The organism is Planococcus koreensis (assembly GCF_004761975.1).
Taxonomy (GTDB): Bacteria; Bacillota; Bacilli; order Bacillales_A; family Planococcaceae; genus Planococcus; species Planococcus koreensis.
The window spans coordinates 19,826-37,227 of the sequence record NZ_RQII01000031.1; the positions used below are offsets into that span (position 1 = coordinate 19,826).

The following is a 17,402-nucleotide window of genomic DNA, read 5'->3' on the forward strand; positions in this document are numbered from 1 at the left end:
TGTTCGTTTATAGTGAATAAGTTGAATTAGAGAAGTCGATATTTATTGGCAACTCCAGACGCTCTATCTCAATTAATTAAGTTTTCTAATAAATTATGTAATTTTTAAAGGAGTTTAGTCCTTGGAAGCGAATTAGTTAATTAGCAATAAAAAAGGTATTAAAAAGCATCTTAGATGAAAGGTGGTGAGAAAATGGAAGTAACTGATGTCAGGCTCCGCCGGGTCCAAACCGACGGCCGCATGCGGGCGATCGCTTCCATCACGCTGGACAACGAGTTCGTCGTGCATGATATCCGGGTGATTGACGGCAACGAAGGGCTGTTTGTCGCAATGCCGAGCAAACGCACGCCGGATGGAGAATTCCGGGACATTGCGCATCCGATCAATTCGGGTACCCGCAATAAATTGCAGGAAGCGATTTTAGCTGCATATGAACAAAGTGAAAATGAGCCGGTTTTTGAAGAAGCTGGCGTATAAATGTGAAACCTCAAGAGCCTTCTGTCATTAGAATGGGCTCTTTTTTTATTGGGAAGCTTTTTGTCATGGGATTGTCATGCTCTGAAACCTTGAAAAATCAAGGTTTTTCCGCTATAGTCAAGAAGGAAATAGTGACAAGATCTACTATAGAGAGAAAATAGATATTACATTTTACTTTAGGAGGAGCACCCAGATGACCAGTACATATGCAGTGATTTTAGCAGCGGGGCAAGGAACGCGCATGAAGTCGAAGCTTTATAAAGTGCTTCACCCAGTCTGCGGCATGCCAATGGTTGAGCATGTGGCGAACAACGTCAGCCGCTTGGGCGTAGAAAAAATCGTGACGATCGTCGGCCACGGCGCGGAAAAAGTGCAAGAACAGCTTGGCGCGAAAAGTGAATACGCGCTTCAGGAAGAGCAGCTAGGAACGGCTCATGCCGTACAGCAAGCTGCTTCATTGATCGAAGGGCTGCCAGGAACGACATTGGTCGTTTGTGGAGACACGCCGTTGATCCGCACCGAAACGATGGAAGCTTTGCTTGCTCACCACAAAGCACAAGGCGCAAAAGCGACAATCTTGACAGCGATTGCAGACAATCCATCAGGTTATGGCCGCATTATCCGCGGCGAAGCAGGCGAAGTTGCGAAAATCGTTGAGCAAAAAGACGCTTCCGCAGAAGAGCAGCAAGTGAAAGAAATCAATACCGGTACGTATTGCTTCGATAACGAAGCGCTGTTTGAAGCGTTGAAATTGGTATCGAATAACAATGCGCAAGGTGAATATTATCTGCCGGACGTTATTGAGATTCTTCAAAAACAAGGTGAAGTGGTTGCTGCTTATGCAACAGACAGCTTCGATGAAACACTTGGCGTCAATGACCGCGTCGCGTTGAGCGAAGCGGAACGTTTCATGCGTGCACGCATCAATGAAAAGCACATGAGAAACGGCGTGTCGATCATCGACCCTGCAACTGCATATATCGGCGCTGAAGTGGAGATTGGGCGCGACACAGTACTCCAGCCGAACGTCATCCTTGAAGGCCGTACAGTCATCGGGGAAGATTGCTTTATTTCTTCGGGGACAACGATTTCCAATAGCACAGTCGGCGACCGCACAAGCATCCGTTCATCGCATGTTTATGACAGCTCGATCGGCCAAGATGCGGCAGTCGGTCCATTTGCGCATCTGCGCCCAGAATCGGAACTCGGCAACGAAGTGAAAATCGGCAATTTCGTCGAAGTGAAGAAAGCGACACTCGGCAACAACAGCAAAGTCTCCCACTTGAGCTATATCGGAGACGCAAAAGTCGGAACCAACGTCAATATCGGCTGCGGCACCATTACAGTCAATTACGACGGCCAAAATAAATTCCTCACTACGATTGAAGATGACTCGTTTATCGGCTGCAACTCGAACCTGATTGCGCCCGTAACAGTAGGAAAAGGCTCTTATGTCGCAGCGGGCTCTACGATTTCCAAAGATGTGCCAAGCGAAGCGCTTGCCATCGCACGTGCCCGCCAGGAAAACAAAGAAGGCTATGTAAACAAACTACACCTAAAAAAATAGGAGGCTACACACAAGATGAGTTATCAAATTGATCCAGCAACTACAAAAATGAAAATTTTTGCTTTGAATTCCAACCAGGAACTAGCGGAGGAGATTGCGAAAGAAGTCGGCTTGCCGCTTGGAAAAAGCTCGGTAACCCATTTCAGCGACGGCGAAATCCAGATCAATATCGAGGAAAGCATCCGTGGCTATGACGTCTTTATCGTCCAATCGACTTCACAGCCGGTCAATGAAAACTTGATGGAGCTTTTGATCATGATCGATGCGGTAAAACGTGCTTCTGCGCGGACTGTCAACGTGGTTATGCCTTATTACGGTTATGCACGCCAAGACCGCAAAGCGCGTTCACGCGAACCGATCACGGCTAAACTCGTGGCAAACCTGTTGGAAACTGCTGGCGCTACACGCGTCATTGCACTGGATCTCCATGCACCTCAAATTCAAGGGTTCTTTGATATCTTGATCGACCATTTGTTAGCTGTTCCTCTTATTTCGGATTACTTCCTGAAAGAAAGCGGCATCGACTTGGCCAATGTCATTGTCGTATCGCCGGATCACGGCGGAGTGACGCGCGCCCGCAAAATGGCAGACCGCCTGAAAGCGCCGATCGCCATCATCGACAAACGGCGCCCGCGCCCGAATGTAGCTGAAGTCATGAACATCGTCGGGAATGTGGAAGGCAAGACCGCCATCATCATCGACGACATCATCGATACAGCTGGAACGATTTCAATCGCGGCCAGCGCATTGATCGAAAGCGGAGCGAAAGAAGTCTACGCTTGCTGTACGCATCCGGTCCTTTCAGGTCCAGCGGTTCAGCGCATAAACGATTCTGTCATCAAAGAATTGATTGTGACGAACTCGATTGCGCTTCCAGAAGAAAAACGTTCGCCAAAAATCAAGCAGCTTTCAGTTGCGAAATTATTGGCTGAAACAATTGTCCGTGTACACGAACAAAAGTCCGTCAGCACACTTTTCGATTGATTGCTGTCCTTTAGCTGGATCTTCTGGGGTTTCATTTTGTGCCTGGATGGGTATGCACTATATATGACTAATCAGTGGTATACTGAACACGCACAATATAACTGGAGGATGAGAACATATGGGTACAAAATTATCAGCACAACAAAGAGAAAGCAAAACACCGAATTCATCATTAACTGAACTTCGCGGTAAAGGCAGTGTACCGGGCGTAGTATACGGATATCAGACTGAAACACTTTCAGTTTCTGTAACTGAAGCCGATTTGATCAAAACATTGCGTGAATCAGGGCGTAACGGCGTTATCAACTTGGATGTTGATGGAAAAACCTTGAATGTCGTATTAAGCGATTTCCAACGTGATGCTTTGAAAGGCAGCTTCAAGCACGTTGACTTTTTAGCAGTTAACATGAGCGAAGAGCTTGAAGTAGCAGTAACGGTCCACACGACTGGCGAAGCAGCCGGCGAAAAAGAAGGCGGCGTTGTGAACCAGCCGAACCGTGAAGTGAATGTAAAAGTGAAACCTTCGGATATTCCAGATTCACTTGATGTCGATGTATCGGCACTTGAAATCGGAGATCACTTATCTGTCGGCGACATCCGCGACACAGTATCTTATGAAATCTTAGATGAAGACGACTTCCTATTGGTTTCTGTTACAGCACCGACTGTAGAAGAAGAGCCTGAAGAAACGGAAGAAGGCGCTGAAGGCGAAGCTGAAACTGAAGCAGCTGAAGGCGAAACTTCTGAAGAATCTAAAGAAGCGTAAGCAAATCTGCATCATTGAAAACAAGGGGCTGTCATCTGACAGTCCCTATTTTTCTGCTTTAAAGCGCCTTTATGGTAAAATGGTAGACAGCGAAAAAGCAAAGGAAGATTAATGATGAAATTAATTATCGGCTTAGGCAACCCAGGCAAGGCATATGAACAGACGCGCCACAACATCGGGTTCAAAGTGATCGATTACTTGGCGATGAAATGGAACGCCCCGCTGACACAGTCGAAATTCAAGGGCATGTATTCCGTCATTCACCGGCCTGAAGGCAAAGTTATGCTGTTGAAGCCGCTGACGTTCATGAATTTGTCCGGCGAAAGCGTCAGTGCGTTGATGGATTATTACAATATTGATATAGAAGACATTGTCGTCATATACGACGATCTCGATTTGCCGACGGGGCAATTGCGGCTGCGCCAAAAAGGCAGCGCCGGCGGCCACAACGGCATCAAGTCACTGATCCAGCATCTCGGATCGCAGCAATTCAACCGGATGCGCATCGGCATCAGCCGTCCGCCAGCCGGCATGAAAGTGCCCGATTACGTGTTATCGCGTTTTTCTGACGCCGAAATCCCCGAGATGGCGCAGGCCGTGGAAAAAAGTGCGGACGCTTGCGAATTATGGCTGTCCAAACCTTATATAGAAGTCATGAACCAGTTTAACGGCTCGTAAAATTGCTTTGGCGCAACATGCGTACAGAGCTTTTTGCTGTTTGCCGATCAATTGCAACTTGAAAGGAGGAATCTTCATGGATCCGATATTGCAGGTGTTTTCAGAGGATTCTCATACACAGAAATTCATTGCGGATTTACAGAATGGCCAAGACCATCAGCTTATTTCCGGACTTTCCGGCAGCGCACGCCCGGTATTTTACCAAACGGTCTGGGCGAAAACACAAGCGCCGCTGCTGATCGTTACTCCGAACTTGCTGCATGCGCAGCGCGTCTACGACGATTTGACGAAATTGATGGGCGAAGACATGGTGCATCTTTATCCGGCAGATGAACTGATTGCAGCAGATGTATCATTTTCAGGTCCGGAATTGCGTGCACACCGCATTGACACACTTGACCATATGGTGAGCACGGGCAAGGGTATTTACATTACACCGGTAGCGGGCATGCGCAAATTGATGCCGTCCCATGCACAATGGGCGGATTCAACATTGCGCGTCAATGAAGGCGAAGAGCTTGATACCGGACAATGGATGCTCAAACTGGTGGCGATGGGCTACTCGCGCACGCCGATGGTGACGACACCTGGAGAGTTTGCGCTGCGCGGCGGAATCCTCGATATCTACCCGTTGAATTTTGAGCATCCTGTACGCATTGAATTGTTCGACACGGAAGTCGATTCGATTCGCTTGTTTTCAGCAGAAGACCAGCGTTCGCTCAAAAAGGTCAAATCGCTGTGCATCCTGCCGGCTTCTGAACTGGTGTTATCGAAGCCGCAGCGTTTGCAGCTTGCCGACAAGATTGAAGCGCAGCTCGCGAAATCGCTGAAATCAATTAAAGCGGAAGATACGAAAGAAGCATTGCTGCTGCATATCCAGCATGATATCGACATGTTGCGGGAAGGCAATGTGCCCGACCAGGTAGCGAAATATGCAGCATTGGTGGAAACACAATCTGCCTTTTTGGCGGATTATTTCCCCGCAGACGGCTTTATCTTTTTCGATGAGCTCGGGCGCATACAGGAAATGACCGAAACGCTGGAGCGCGAGGAAGGCGACTGGATTGTGTCGCTTCTGGAAGAAGGCAAATTCCTGCATGACTTGCGTCTCTCTTACACATTCCGGGAAGTGCTCCAAAAAACCAAGCAAAAAGTGACGTTCCTGTCGTTGTTTGTCCGGACATTCCCGTCCGTCCAGGTCAAAAAGTCGATTGCCTTTTCGTGCAAACCGATGCAATCGTTCCATGGCCAGATGAATTTATTGAAAGCGGAAATGGAACGTTGGCAGCTCGCGAAATTCCAGGTCTTCGTCATTGCGGAAGGCAGTGAACGCTTGGAAAAAGTGCGTTCGGTGCTCGAAGATTACGGCATGGAAGCGGAAATATTCAATCCGCAGACAGAAGTGCAGGGCGGCCATATCTATTTGGTCGACGGTGATTTGTCGTCTGGTTTTGAAATGCCGCTGCAGCGGATTGCGGTCATTACAGACGCAGAGATGTTCAAGCAGCAGGCGAAGAAAAAGAGCCGTCCGCAAAAGCTGACGAATGCCGAGCGCATCAAAAGCTATTCGGAAATAAAACCCGGAGATTATATTGTCCATGTCCATCACGGCATCGGGCGCTATGTCGGCATTGAGACGCTTGAAATCGGCGGTGTCCACAAAGATTATTTGCACATCATTTACAAAGCCGATGATAAATTATTCGTTCCGGTCGACCAGATCGACTTGATCCAGAAATACATCGCTTCGGAAGAAAAAGAGCCGAAGCTCCATAAGATGGGCGGGGCGGAATGGCAAAAGACGCGCAGGAAAGTATCGGCTGCCGTCCAGGACATTGCGGACGACCTCATCAAACTATACGCGGAACGCGAAGCCCAAAAAGGCTATGCATTTTCAAAAGAGCAGGACATGCAGCGCCAATTCGAGGCGGAATTCCCTTATGAGGAAACCGTCGACCAGGAGCGTTCGATCAATGAAGTGAAGCGCGACATGGAAAACGAGCGACCGATGGACCGCCTTGTGTGCGGCGATGTCGGCTATGGCAAGACCGAAGTGGCAATCCGCGCGGCGTTCAAAGCCGTGCTGGACGGCAAACAGGTGGCATTCCTCGTGCCGACGACGATTTTGGCGCAGCAGCATTTCGAAACGATGGCTGAACGCTTCAAAGATTATCCGATCACCGTTGGGCTCATGAGCCGCTTCCGTTCGAAAAAGCAGCAGACGGAGACAGCGAAAGGCTTGAAAAACGGCACAGTCGATGTTGTCGTCGGCACGCACCGGATTTTGTCGAAAGACATCGCCTATAAAGATTTAGGGCTGTTGATTGTTGACGAAGAACAGCGTTTTGGCGTGACCCATAAAGAGAAGATCAAACAAATGAAAACCAATGTCGACGTCTTGACGCTGACGGCTACACCGATTCCGCGTACGCTTCACATGTCGATGATCGGCGTCCGTGATTTATCGGTTATTGAAACGCCGCCGGCCAACCGCTTCCCTGTGCAGAGTTATGTCATGGAGCATAACGGCGCATTGGTGCGCGAAGCCATCGAACGCGAAATGGCGCGTGGCGGCCAGGTGTTTTATCTGTACAACCGCGTCGACGACATGACCCGCAAGGTGGAAGAAATCCAGGCGCTCGTGCCGGAAGCGCGTGTCGGTTATGCCCACGGGCAAATGTCGGAATCGGAATTGGAATCGACGATTCTCAGTTTCCTGGACGGCGAATACGACGTCTTGGTGACGACAACGATCATCGAGACGGGCATCGACATTCCGAACGTCAATACGCTCATCGTCTACAACGCCGACCGTATGGGCTTGTCGCAATTGTATCAATTGCGTGGCCGTGTCGGCCGGTCAAACCGTGTCGCGTATGCGTATTTCATGTACCAGCGCGATAAAGTGCTGACAGATGTCGCTGAAAAAAGGCTGATGGCGATCAAGGAGTTTACCGAACTCGGCTCTGGCTTTAAAATCGCTATGCGCGATTTGTCGATCCGCGGAGCGGGCAATCTGCTCGGTTCGCAGCAGCACGGCTTTATCGATTCGGTCGGCTTTGATCTGTATTCACAAATGCTTGAGCAGGCGATTGAAGAGCGCCGCACGGGCAATAAGAAGGAAGTGGTGCCGGAAATCGAGATTTCGCTCGATATCGATGCTTATATACCGGACAGCTATATCGGCGACGGCTACCAGAAAATCCAGATGTACAAGCGCGTCAAAGGCATTACCGATGTCGAGGAAGTGGCAGAGCTGCAGGATGAGCTCATCGACCGCTTCGGCGATATGCCGATTGAAACGGACCGCCTGCTGCGCATTGCCCGCATGAAAGTATGGGCGCGTATGGCAGGAGTCGAATCGATTAAGCGCAGCGGCTCGGTTACGGCGGTCAAACTGAGCGAACTCGGTACGACTTCGGTCAACGGCGGCAAATTGGTGGAACAATCCGCCGCATTCGGCCGCGCTGTCGGTTTCCGGATGGCCGGCCAGCAATTGGTGATGTCTATTGATGACACAAAAACTGGCAAAACACACCCATTCGACGTTCTTGAAGGCATGATCAAGCTGCTTCCGGAATCATTGAAGGAAGAAAAACCGGTCGGCTGATGCGGATGAATTTTAATGCGAAGGAATGGGTGGGGCCCGTTGAATAATGAAGGAACGATGACAACATTCATGAAAGGCGCTGTGCTGTTGACGCTGGCAGGCTTCATCGTCAAGTTGCTCAGCGCGGTTTACCGGGTGCCGTTTCAGAATATGGTCGGCGACCAAGGCTTCTACATCTACCAGCAAGTGTATCCGTTCATCGGAATTTTCGCGGCGTGGACGTCATACGGTTTTGCCGTTGCAGTATCAAAAGTGCTGGCGGATGCGCCTGACGCCGACCAAGGCGGGATTTTACGTGTTGCCTTCGGCTTTATCACGGCGGTCTCGTTGCTGGTATTCGGAGGGCTGTATTTCGGCGCTGGCCGTTTGGCGGGCTGGATGGGCGATCCTTTACTCGCACCGCTGCTGGAAGCCGGCGCTTTCGCCGTGCTGCTGATGCCTGTGCTCGCCGTGCTGAAAGGGCTTTTCCAATCGCGCAATGACATGGCGCCGGTCGCCTATGCACAAGTGGCGGAGCAGGCAGCCCGCGTCGCCGTGATCCTGATTGGTACGTGGATTGTGGTATCGAGCGGCTTTTCATTGTATGCGGCCGGTCAGACAGCAATGTTCGGAGCGGCAGCCGGCGGGTTGGCGGGCGCGTTTTTGCTGCTCGTCTTTTTCCGCAAACGCCAGCTTCGCTTTCCGCGCGTGTCTGCGTTGAAAAAATGGCCGGTCATCAAAGCACTGATGGCCATATCACTTGGTGTCAGCATGAGTTCGCTGATTTTATTGTTTTTTCAGCTGGTGGATTCGTTTACAATCTTTCGTTTGCTGACGGAAAACGGCATGGGGCGAATGGCGGCGATGGAGCAAAAAGGCGTGTACGACCGCGGCCAGCCGCTTGTCCAATTCGGCTTGCTGATTGCGTCGTCGCTGGCGCTCGCCATCGTGCCGCTCGTGGCGCATATGGCGAAAAAGCAAAGCGGCCGTTCGGCGGAAGTTTACGCCCAGCTTGCTTTCCGCATTTCGTTTCTGTTCGCAGTGGCGTCAGCGGCAGGCTTGGCGTTTGTCATGCCTTATGTCAATGAAATGCTGTTCGAGACGCGTGACGGCTCAGCGGCATTGATCATTTTCAGCTGGCAAATCGTCTGGATGTCACTCATTCTCGTCATGGCCGCCATGCTGCACGGACTCGGCAAAGTGAAAGTGCCGGCTTTGTTATTGGCTGGCGGACTGGCGGTGAAAGTGATCTTTAATGCGCTGCTGGTGCCGTTATGGGGAGTGGCTGGTGCAGCGCTTGCCGGCAATCTCGGCTTAGCATTGATTGTGGCCGGGCTATTGCTGTATTTCAAACGGGTCTGGCCGATCCGTTTTGCGCCAACCCGCTATTACGGCTGGATTTTCCTCGCTTCAGCGGCGATGGGAGTGGTTGTGACGGCATGGGCGTTGTTTGCAGACATGGTGCTGTTTGACGCTTTTTCCAGCCGCATGCAGGCGCTTTCTACGGCATTGACAGCAGTGGCCCTTGGTGCAGCTGTATTTATGGCGCTAATTGCGAAAAGCCGCATCATTACGGAGAAACAATGGTACATCATGCCATTCGGTCGAAAAATTGCCGGTCTTCAATTGTGGATCAGAAAACAGAAAAGGTGATGACATATGAATACCATACGCGTAATCGGCCTTGGCGCTGGAGATTTGGACCAGCTGCCGTTCGGCGTCTATAAAAGCTTGAAGCAGGCAACGGAATTATATGTGCGGACTGCGGACCATCCAGTTTTGAGCGAACTGGCGCAAGAAGGCATCAGCTGGACGTCGTTTGACGAGGTCTACGAAAAACACGATGCGTTTGAGCCGGTGTATCAGGAAATTGCCGATACGCTGATCGCATTATCCGCGCAGCAGCCGGTCATGTATGCGGTGCCGGGCCATCCGCTCGTAGCGGAGCAGACGGTACAGCATTTGGTCGCTGCGGAAAAAGAAGGGCGCTGCCGTTTGTCGATCGAAGGCGGGCAAAGTTTTCTCGACGCCATTTTCGGTGCCTTGCGCATCGATCCGATCGAAGGCTTTCAATTGCTGGACGGCACAGCGCTGCACAGCGATGACGTCAATATGGCGCAGCATGTGCTGATCGCCCAAGTCTACGATTCCTTCAGCGCTTCAGAAGTGAAGCTCGCGTTGATGGAGAAATACCCGGAAGATTATCCGGTGACGATTGTTACGGCAGCGGGTTCAGCGGGTGAATTGCTGAAATCCGTGCCGCTTTATGAACTTGACCGCTCAACAGAAGTGAATAATTTGACGACAATCTACGTGCCGCCGGTAGAAGCGCAGCTGGACCGCATCAAGGAATGGCAGACATTCCGGGCGATTATCGCCACATTGCGCGGGCCTGACGGCTGTCCATGGGACCGTGAGCAAACGCACGAGTCGCTACGGCCGTATTTATTGGAAGAAGCGCACGAATTGCTGCAGGCGATCGATGAGCAGGACGATGAAGCAATTGCCGAAGAACTCGGTGACGTGCTGCTGCAAGTCTTTCTGCATGCACAGATCGGACAGGACAATGGCTACTTCCAGCTGGAAGATGTCCTGGCGTCGATCAGCAGTAAAATGATCCGCCGCCACCCGCATGTTTTCGGCGACGTAAAAGTCGGCGGTGCGGATGAGGTCGTGGCGAACTGGGAAAGCATCAAAGCGCAGGAAAAGCCGGCAACGGCATCGCTTCTCGACGGCCAGCAGCGCTTTAGTTCGGCGTTGGAAACCTCGTACAATTACCAGAAAAAAGCGGCGGAAGCGGGCTTTACCTGGCCCGATGCCGACGGTGCTTGGAATAAATTCCAGGAAGAATGGCAGGAATTCCAGCAGGAAGCGGCGAAAGGGACAAAAGAGCGCCAACTCGATGAATTCGGCGATTTGCTGTTTACATTGGTCAACATCGCGCGCTTTTACGGCTTGTCGCCGGAACAGGCGATGATCCAAGCCAATAGCAAATTCCGCAAGCGCTTCGGGCACGTTGAAAAACGGGTCACAGAAGGGACTGGAAAATTCAGCGACTATACGCTTGAGCAGCTCGATCAATATTGGAACGAAGCCAAAGCATTGGCAAGAAAGGAAGACTGACTATGCGCCTCGATAAATTTTTGAAAGTCTCGCGTTTGATCAAGCGCCGCACGCTGGCGAAAGAAGTAGCCGACCAAGGCCGCATCACCGTAAACGGTTCGAAAGCTAAAGCAAGCTCGGTCATCAAAGAAAACGATGAACTGCAAATCCGTTTTGGCCAAAAAGTGGTTACGGTACGCGTCGATCAAATCAAAGAAAACGCCAAGAAAGAAGAAACGGCGAATATGTATACGATCTTAAACGAAGAAAAGCTGGATAAAGTCGAACCCCAGTTCATCGATGACGAAGCGTAAGAGTTAAAACGCAACACAAGAAAAAGCTGCACCGGAGCAATAGGCTCAGGTGCAGCTTTTTTGATTGGATAATTCATTGCATGCTGATTCACGAAGAAATCACTTGCCCATAAGCGCAACAAGCAGCGCCTTCTGTGTATGCAGGCGATTTTCCGCTTCTTGGAAGACGACCGAGTTTGGTCCTTCAAGTATAGCGGTAGTGACTTCTTCTTCGCGGTGGGCCGGCAGGCAATGCATGAAAATATAATGGCTATTTGCGTGCTGTACCAGCTCTTCGTTGACCTGGAAATTCTTGAAATGCTCCATGCGCTCAAGCGCTTCCGCTTCTTGGCCCATGCTTGCCCAGACATCCGTATAGATGACATCGCAGCCGGCCACTGCTTCAACAGGGTCTGTCGTTACGTGAATGTTTGCGCCGGTTTCCAGCGCGATGCTTTGCGCCAATGCCACCATGTCCGGTTTCGGGGCGTAGGCGGCAGGGGAGGCGATGGTGATGTCCATGCCGACTTTAGCTGCGCCGATCATCAATGAATTCGACATATTGTTGGCGTCGCCGATATACGCCATTTTCTTGCCGGCAAGCACGCCGAAATGTTCCTGGATCGTCAACAAATCAGCAAGCACTTGGCACGGATGGAAATCATCTGTTAAGCCGTTGATGACCGGCACTTTGCTGTTGGCGGCGAATTCTTCGACCGTCGCCTGGTGGAATGTACGGATCATGATGCCATCCAAATAGCCGGACAGGACTTGGGCGGTGTCAGCGATCGTCTCGCCGCGGCCCATCTGGATGTCGCGCGTGCTGAGGTGCATCGCGTGCCCGCCGAGCTGCAGCATGCCTGCTTCGAATGATACGCGTGTGCGCGTCGACGATTTCTCGAAAATCATGCCGAGCACTTTGCCTTGCAGCAAAGGAAGGTGCTTGTTTTCAGGCTTTTTCAGGTCTGCTGCCAGTGCCAGCAGCTCCAGGATTTCTTCGGTGCTGTAATCTTTCAGCGACAATAAATGATTCTGGGTCAGTTGTGTAGCGGATGTCAATGTCATTGTCATTTCGCAAGCACTCCTTTCGTCGATCCGTTGATGAGTTTCACAGCTTCTTGGAACGCAGCGATGGTTTCGCGGCGCGTCCAGACGTGAAGGCGGCGGACAGCTGCTTGGGCCGCCTGTGCTTTGTCGGGTTCCAGGGTCAAGTCGATATAAGCTTTTTTGTTATCCGTCGCCAGCCATTTTTCGAATGGCAGCGACTTTTCTGTATGGAAGGCGAAGCCATGCTTCAGCCAGAAATCCAAGTCGATCAACGGCAGCGATGCATCGGTGATGAAAATTGTGCCTCCGCCGTCCAAGTCCGCCAATTGCTGCGAAGCGCCAACGAGCGCTTTGTACATGGCAATGTTGGCATCCGGGCTTTGGCCGATGACCTCGCCGGTCGACATCATCTCAGGCGACAGCACCGGCGACAAGCCAGGCAGCTTGATATGGGAGAACACGGGCGCTTTTACCGTGTATTCCGGCTGGCCGTTATAATCGTTCTCGATGCCAAGCTCCCCGTAGGGAATGCCGAGCATCAGCGCAGTGGCATGCTGCACCAACGGAACGCCGGTCACTTTGGAGCTGATCGGTGCTGTGCGCGATGCCCGCGGGTTGATTTCCATAACGAACAAGCGGCCTTGTTCATAAACGAACTGGATGTTGAACAAGCCTTTATACGCCATATTGCCGGCAATGTGCTTCGCGGTTCTGGAAATCTCTTCGAGTTCGTGCGCCGACAGCGTGATAGGCGGCGTGATGGAAATGCTGTCGCCGGAATGGACGCCGGTGCCTTCGATGTGTTCGAAGATGGCGGATACCCAGACGTTTTCGCCGTCCGTCAAGATGTCGGCTTCGACTTCTTTGCCGGTGATGAAATGGTCGACCAATACCGGGAACACGGCTTCTGTCTGTGCCAGCCATTGCGCAAGCTCGGTTTCATTATGCAGAACGTTCATCCCTTTGCCACCGATGACATAAGACGGGCGGAGGAGAACGGGGTAGCCGAGCTTTTTAGCGAATTGCGGGACTTGCTCAGGAGTCGTGGCCGTGTAGCTCGGGATGGCCGGGAGCCCGATTGACTCAAGAAACGCATAAAACCGGTCGCGGTCTTCCATCTGATCCAGCAGGTCGACGGTCGAACCGAGCACGGTGATGCCCGCTTCTTCCAATCCGGCCGCGACATTCAATGACGTCTGCCCGCCGAACTGGACAATGACGTTGGTGATGCCTTCAAAATCGAGGACATTCAGGATGTCTTCCGCTGCCATCGGTTCGAAATACAGCGCATCGGCGATTTCGTAATCGGTGCTGACCGTTTCCGGGTTGTTGTTGATCATCACCGCTTCGTAGCCGAGCTGCTGCAGCGCCATGACACTGTGGACGCAGCAATAATCGAACTCGATGCCTTGACCGATGCGGATGGGACCTGAGCCGATGACTGCCACTTTTTTCGGATTGGCTGAACGTTCATCTGAAGAGCCGCTCCAAGTGGAATAAAAATAATTCGTCTGCGAGCGGAATTCCGCGGCACACGTGTCAATGACGCGGTAAGCAGGAGACATGCCCCAGCTTTTGCGCTGTCCCCAGATCTCGGAAGGGGAGATATGCCATAAATCGGCCAGCTGCCGGTCGCTGAAACCAAGTGATTTCGCTTGCAGCAAGCGCTGGTAGGTCATATCGTTCCATGACAGCAATTGGAGTTTGCGCCATTCATCAACGATGCGTTTCAGGACATGGAGGAAATAAGGCGAAATCGCCGTCAGCTCGTGGAGATGCGCCATGCTTTTATTGCGCACCAGCAATTCGAACAGCACGAACAGGCGGCGGTCATCTGGCGCGGCGGCGAGTTCTTCCAAACGGGCCGTCGGCATTTCCGCGAGAGCGGGCAAGCGGAAGCCGTCGAGCGGAATGTCAAGCGAGCGCACCGCTTTCTGGAACGCGGCTTCCATGCTGCGTTCGATCGCCATGACCTCGCCCGTCGCTTTCATCTGGGTGCCAAGCGAACGGTCGGCGTCCTGGAATTGGTCGAACGGCCAGCGCGGAATTTTGACGACGGCGTAATCGAGCGCAGGCTCGAAGCTGGCGAATGTCGTGCCGGTCACCGGATTTTTCAATTCTGCCAGCAAATAGCCGAGTGCCAGTTTGGCAGCGATTTTGGCAATCGGATAGCCCGTCGCTTTTGATGCCAATGCAGACGAACGGCTGACCCGTGGATTTACTTCGATCAAGTAATACGTGGAGTTTTCCGGATGGAGCGCAAATTGCACGTTGCAGGCGCCGATGATGCCAAGTGCCTCGATAATATGGATGGAGGCCGTGCGCAGCAAATGGTATTCGCGGTCATTCATCGTCTGGCTCGGCGCCACGACGATGGAATCGCCGGTGTGGACGCCGACTGGGTCCATGTTTTCCATATTGCAGATCGTGATGCACGTTCCGGCGGCATCGCGCATGACTTCGTATTCGATTTCCTTATAGCCCGCAATGCTTTTTTCCACAAGGCATTGTTTGATCGGGCTCGCGCTCAAGCCTTGCTGGACGAGCGAGATATAGGTCTTTTCATCCTGCGCGATGCCTCCGCCGAAGCCGCCTAATGTATAGGCCGGTCGAACGATGAGCGGATAGCCGGCTTGCCCGGCGAATTGCAGCGCGCTGTCCGTCGAGTAGACGATTGCACTCTGCGGCACCGGTTCATCGAGCTTGTGCATCAAGGCGCGGAATTGTTCACGGTCTTCGGCTTGTTTAATCGAGCCGATATTGGTGCCGAGCAGGCGCACGCCATACTCCGCGAGGACGCCGGCATCCGACAATGCCATCGCCAAGTTCAATCCGGTCTGCCCGCCGACTGTCGCCAAGAGGCCGTCCGGGCGTTCTTCGGCGATGATGGCAGTGACGCTGTCAGTTGTCAGCGGTTCGAAATAGACTTTGTCCGACATGCTCTTGTCCGTCATGATGGTTGCCGGATTGTTGTTGACGAGGATCACTTCGATGCCTTCCTCTTTGAGGGCCAGGCAAGCCTGGGTGCCGGAATAATCGAATTCAGCAGCTTGGCCGATGACAATCGCACCAGAGCCGATGACCAATACTTTTTTTATGTCTTGCTGCTTAGGCATGCATTTTCACCTTCTTTTTCTGTTGGGCTGTGGTTAGGAACTGGCTGAACAACGCCAGATGGTCAGCAGGGCCGGGAGCGGCTTCCGGGTGGAATTGGACCGTCAGGAGCGGGAGCTCTTCATGGAACAGCCCTTCGATGCTGCCATCGTTGACGTTTTTATAAAGGATCGACAATGGCGTTTCACCGATGCTCGCGTCTTCGACGACATAGCTATGGTTCTGCGAGCTCATCGAAACCTGCTGGGTTTTTACATTGATGACGGGATGGTTCGCCCCGCGGTGGCCGAATGGCAATTTGGTGGTTTTCGCGCCGAAACTGGACGCCAGTACTTGGTGGCCGAGGCAGATGCCGAATGTCGGATAGCGCTCCGCCCAGTCCCGGTAGACCGGAAACAGCGGCGCCAGCGCAGCCGGGTCGCCGGGGCCGTTTGAAAACAGCAGTCCGTCCAGCCCGAGCCTGTCCAGCTGGTCCGTCGGCAAGGTATGTGGAATGACGCTGACTTTGCAATTGCGCTGCAGCAATTCCGTTAAAATCGATGATTTATAATGGAAGTCGATCAAGCCGATGTGAAGGTGGCCTTCACCGAATACCACCACCTCCGCAGAGCTGTCCGGCACCGCAAAGAAATCGGTTTGCACGGGCTGCCATTCGCCTGTCCCTGCGAAAGCGGAGGCCAAGTGCGATTGCATCGTCCCCGATTCACGCACTGCTTGGATGATGGAGCGGGTATCGGCGCCGCTGAGTATCGGCACCTGTGCTTTCCGGGCGAACTCCGCAAGGGGCATTGCTCCTTTTTCGACAGGCCCGTCGTAAAGCTCGGCTACGACAATCCCCGCTGCTTGAATTTTTTCCGATTGGATATGCGCCGCCTGGACGCCATACTGGCCGATCAATGGATAAGAAAACACAATAATTTGCCCTTTATAGGAAGGATCCGTCAAAACTTCCTCATATCCGGTCATTCCGGTAAAAAAGACGATCTCTCCTTGTACGTGCCCAGCATCTCCATGCCAATGTCCTGAAAAGTCTATGCCGTTTGCAAGTGACAACAATCCTGCCATAATTTCGCCTCCTAGCGTTTATTCATTATTAATGTATATTTATTAACTCGAAAAAAGTAAATTTTAAATAAAGATGATTTAATTAGCCTTTGATTAGAGTTACTAATATTATAGACTGCATAAAAATTAAGTCAATAGTATTTTTATTAATAAATAATCTGCTGTTTTTGAGCGGAGCAGCGGAAATGCTGTAAAAACGGCAGGGAATGCAAAAAAATCTTATAAAATTTCCCATAATCGTGTATAATGGCATCAAAGTGAGTAGGAGGAGGGAAAGTCATGGGTTTGAAGAGGAAGAAGAATGCAGGCAGTCCGGAAGTCGCTTCAATTCGAAATGATTACGTCCGCTCCGTTGAACGGCAGGAAAAACGCCAGCAGGCGCATAAAGTCCGCCTTTTCAGAAGGCTCTCGGTATTCGGGGTGCTCGTATTGCTGGCCACCATCTGGATTGGGACCACGATTTATGCGCAGTCGCAAAGCATGGCGGAGAAAGAAGCGCAGCGTGCCGAAACGCTGGCAGCGCTTGAGGAAGTCGAAAAAGAACAAGCGCAGCTCGAAGAACAGATCATGCTGTTGAACGATGACGATTACATAGCAAAATTGGCCCGCAAGGAATATTTCCTGTCGGATGAGGGTGAAATCATTTTCACAACGCCGAACGAAGACCATAAAAATGAAGAAGATGAAGTTAAAGAAGAGTAGTCAGTTGACACTCTTTTT

13 protein-coding genes are annotated in these 17,402 nt (G+C 51.7%); 10 read left to right on the forward strand and 3 right to left on the reverse strand.

All coding sequences use genetic code 11. From position 1 onward, the window contains the following. The first annotated feature begins 192 nt into the window (after positions 1-192). The 9 genes from spoVG (at position 193) to EGV91_RS07965 (ending at position 11,477) form a co-directional block, all read left to right on the forward strand. Entirely contained in the window at positions 193-477 is a 285-nt protein-coding gene (gene spoVG / locus EGV91_RS07925; protein ID WP_135502416.1) for a septation regulator SpoVG, read from the forward strand. A gap of 193 nt (positions 478-670) precedes the next feature. Continuing rightward, on the forward strand, positions 671-2,044 hold the full coding sequence (gene glmU, locus EGV91_RS07930; protein ID WP_135502418.1) for a bifunctional UDP-N-acetylglucosamine diphosphorylase/glucosamine-1-phosphate N-acetyltransferase GlmU: 1,374 nt from the start codon (positions 671-673) through the stop codon (positions 2,042-2,044). Positions 2,045-2,059: 15 nt separating this feature from the next. Next, entirely contained in the window at positions 2,060-3,028 is a 969-nt protein-coding gene (locus EGV91_RS07935) for a ribose-phosphate diphosphokinase (RefSeq protein WP_135502420.1), read from the forward strand. A gap of 118 nt (positions 3,029-3,146) precedes the next feature. After that, entirely contained in the window at positions 3,147-3,794 is a 648-nt protein-coding gene (locus EGV91_RS07940) for a 50S ribosomal protein L25/general stress protein Ctc (RefSeq protein ID WP_135502421.1), read from the forward strand. 114 nt (positions 3,795-3,908) lie between these two features. Next, positions 3,909-4,472 carry an aminoacyl-tRNA hydrolase gene (gene pth / locus EGV91_RS07945; protein WP_135502442.1) on the forward strand — a complete coding sequence of 188 codons (564 nt, stop codon included), beginning with the start codon at positions 3,909-3,911 and terminating at the stop codon, positions 4,470-4,472. Between the two features lie 76 nt (positions 4,473-4,548). Further along, a complete protein-coding gene (gene mfd, locus EGV91_RS07950; protein ID WP_135502423.1) occupies positions 4,549-8,082 on the forward strand; it encodes a transcription-repair coupling factor in 3,534 nt (1,177 codons plus the stop codon). 39 nt (positions 8,083-8,121) lie between these two features. Further along, a complete protein-coding gene (locus tag EGV91_RS07955) occupies positions 8,122-9,714 on the forward strand; it encodes a putative polysaccharide biosynthesis protein (protein WP_175580283.1) in 1,593 nt (530 codons plus the stop codon). A 6-nt stretch (positions 9,715-9,720) separates the two neighbouring features. Further along, the gene (gene yabN, locus EGV91_RS07960) at positions 9,721-11,184 is read left to right on the forward strand and encodes a bifunctional methyltransferase/pyrophosphohydrolase YabN (RefSeq protein ID WP_135502427.1); all 1,464 of its coding nucleotides are present in this window, start codon (positions 9,721-9,723) and stop codon (positions 11,182-11,184) included. Between the two features lie 2 nt (positions 11,185-11,186). Next, positions 11,187-11,477, forward strand: a complete 291-nt coding sequence (locus tag EGV91_RS07965) for an RNA-binding S4 domain-containing protein (protein ID WP_135502429.1) — start codon at positions 11,187-11,189, stop codon at positions 11,475-11,477. A 99-nt stretch (positions 11,478-11,576) separates the two neighbouring features. On the opposite strand, the gene argF is transcribed toward EGV91_RS07965, so the two are convergent. Genes argF through EGV91_RS07980 form a run of 3 tightly spaced genes read right to left on the reverse strand, consistent with a single transcriptional unit; the run spans position 11,577 to position 16,682 of the window. After that, positions 11,577-12,521: an ornithine carbamoyltransferase gene (gene argF, locus EGV91_RS07970; RefSeq protein ID WP_135502444.1), complete on the reverse strand. Its 945-nt coding sequence runs from the start codon at positions 12,519-12,521 to the stop codon at positions 11,577-11,579. A gap of 2 nt (positions 12,522-12,523) precedes the next feature. Next, the gene (gene carB / locus EGV91_RS07975) at positions 12,524-15,619 is read right to left on the reverse strand and encodes a carbamoyl-phosphate synthase (glutamine-hydrolyzing) large subunit (protein ID WP_135502432.1); all 3,096 of its coding nucleotides are present in this window, start codon (positions 15,617-15,619) and stop codon (positions 12,524-12,526) included. Continuing rightward, positions 15,612-16,682 (reverse strand): carbamoyl phosphate synthase small subunit, encoded by a 1,071-nt coding sequence (locus tag EGV91_RS07980; protein ID WP_135502434.1) that lies wholly within the window; start codon positions 16,680-16,682, stop codon positions 15,612-15,614. The genes carB and EGV91_RS07980 overlap by 8 nt, the downstream gene beginning before the upstream one ends. Positions 16,683-16,961: 279 nt before the next feature. Here EGV91_RS07980 and EGV91_RS07985 point away from each other — a divergent pair, with 279 nt between their 5' ends. Further along, a complete protein-coding gene (locus EGV91_RS07985; RefSeq protein WP_135502436.1) occupies positions 16,962-17,384 on the forward strand; it encodes an FtsB family cell division protein in 423 nt (140 codons plus the stop codon). The last annotated feature ends 18 nt before the right edge of the window (positions 17,385-17,402 follow it).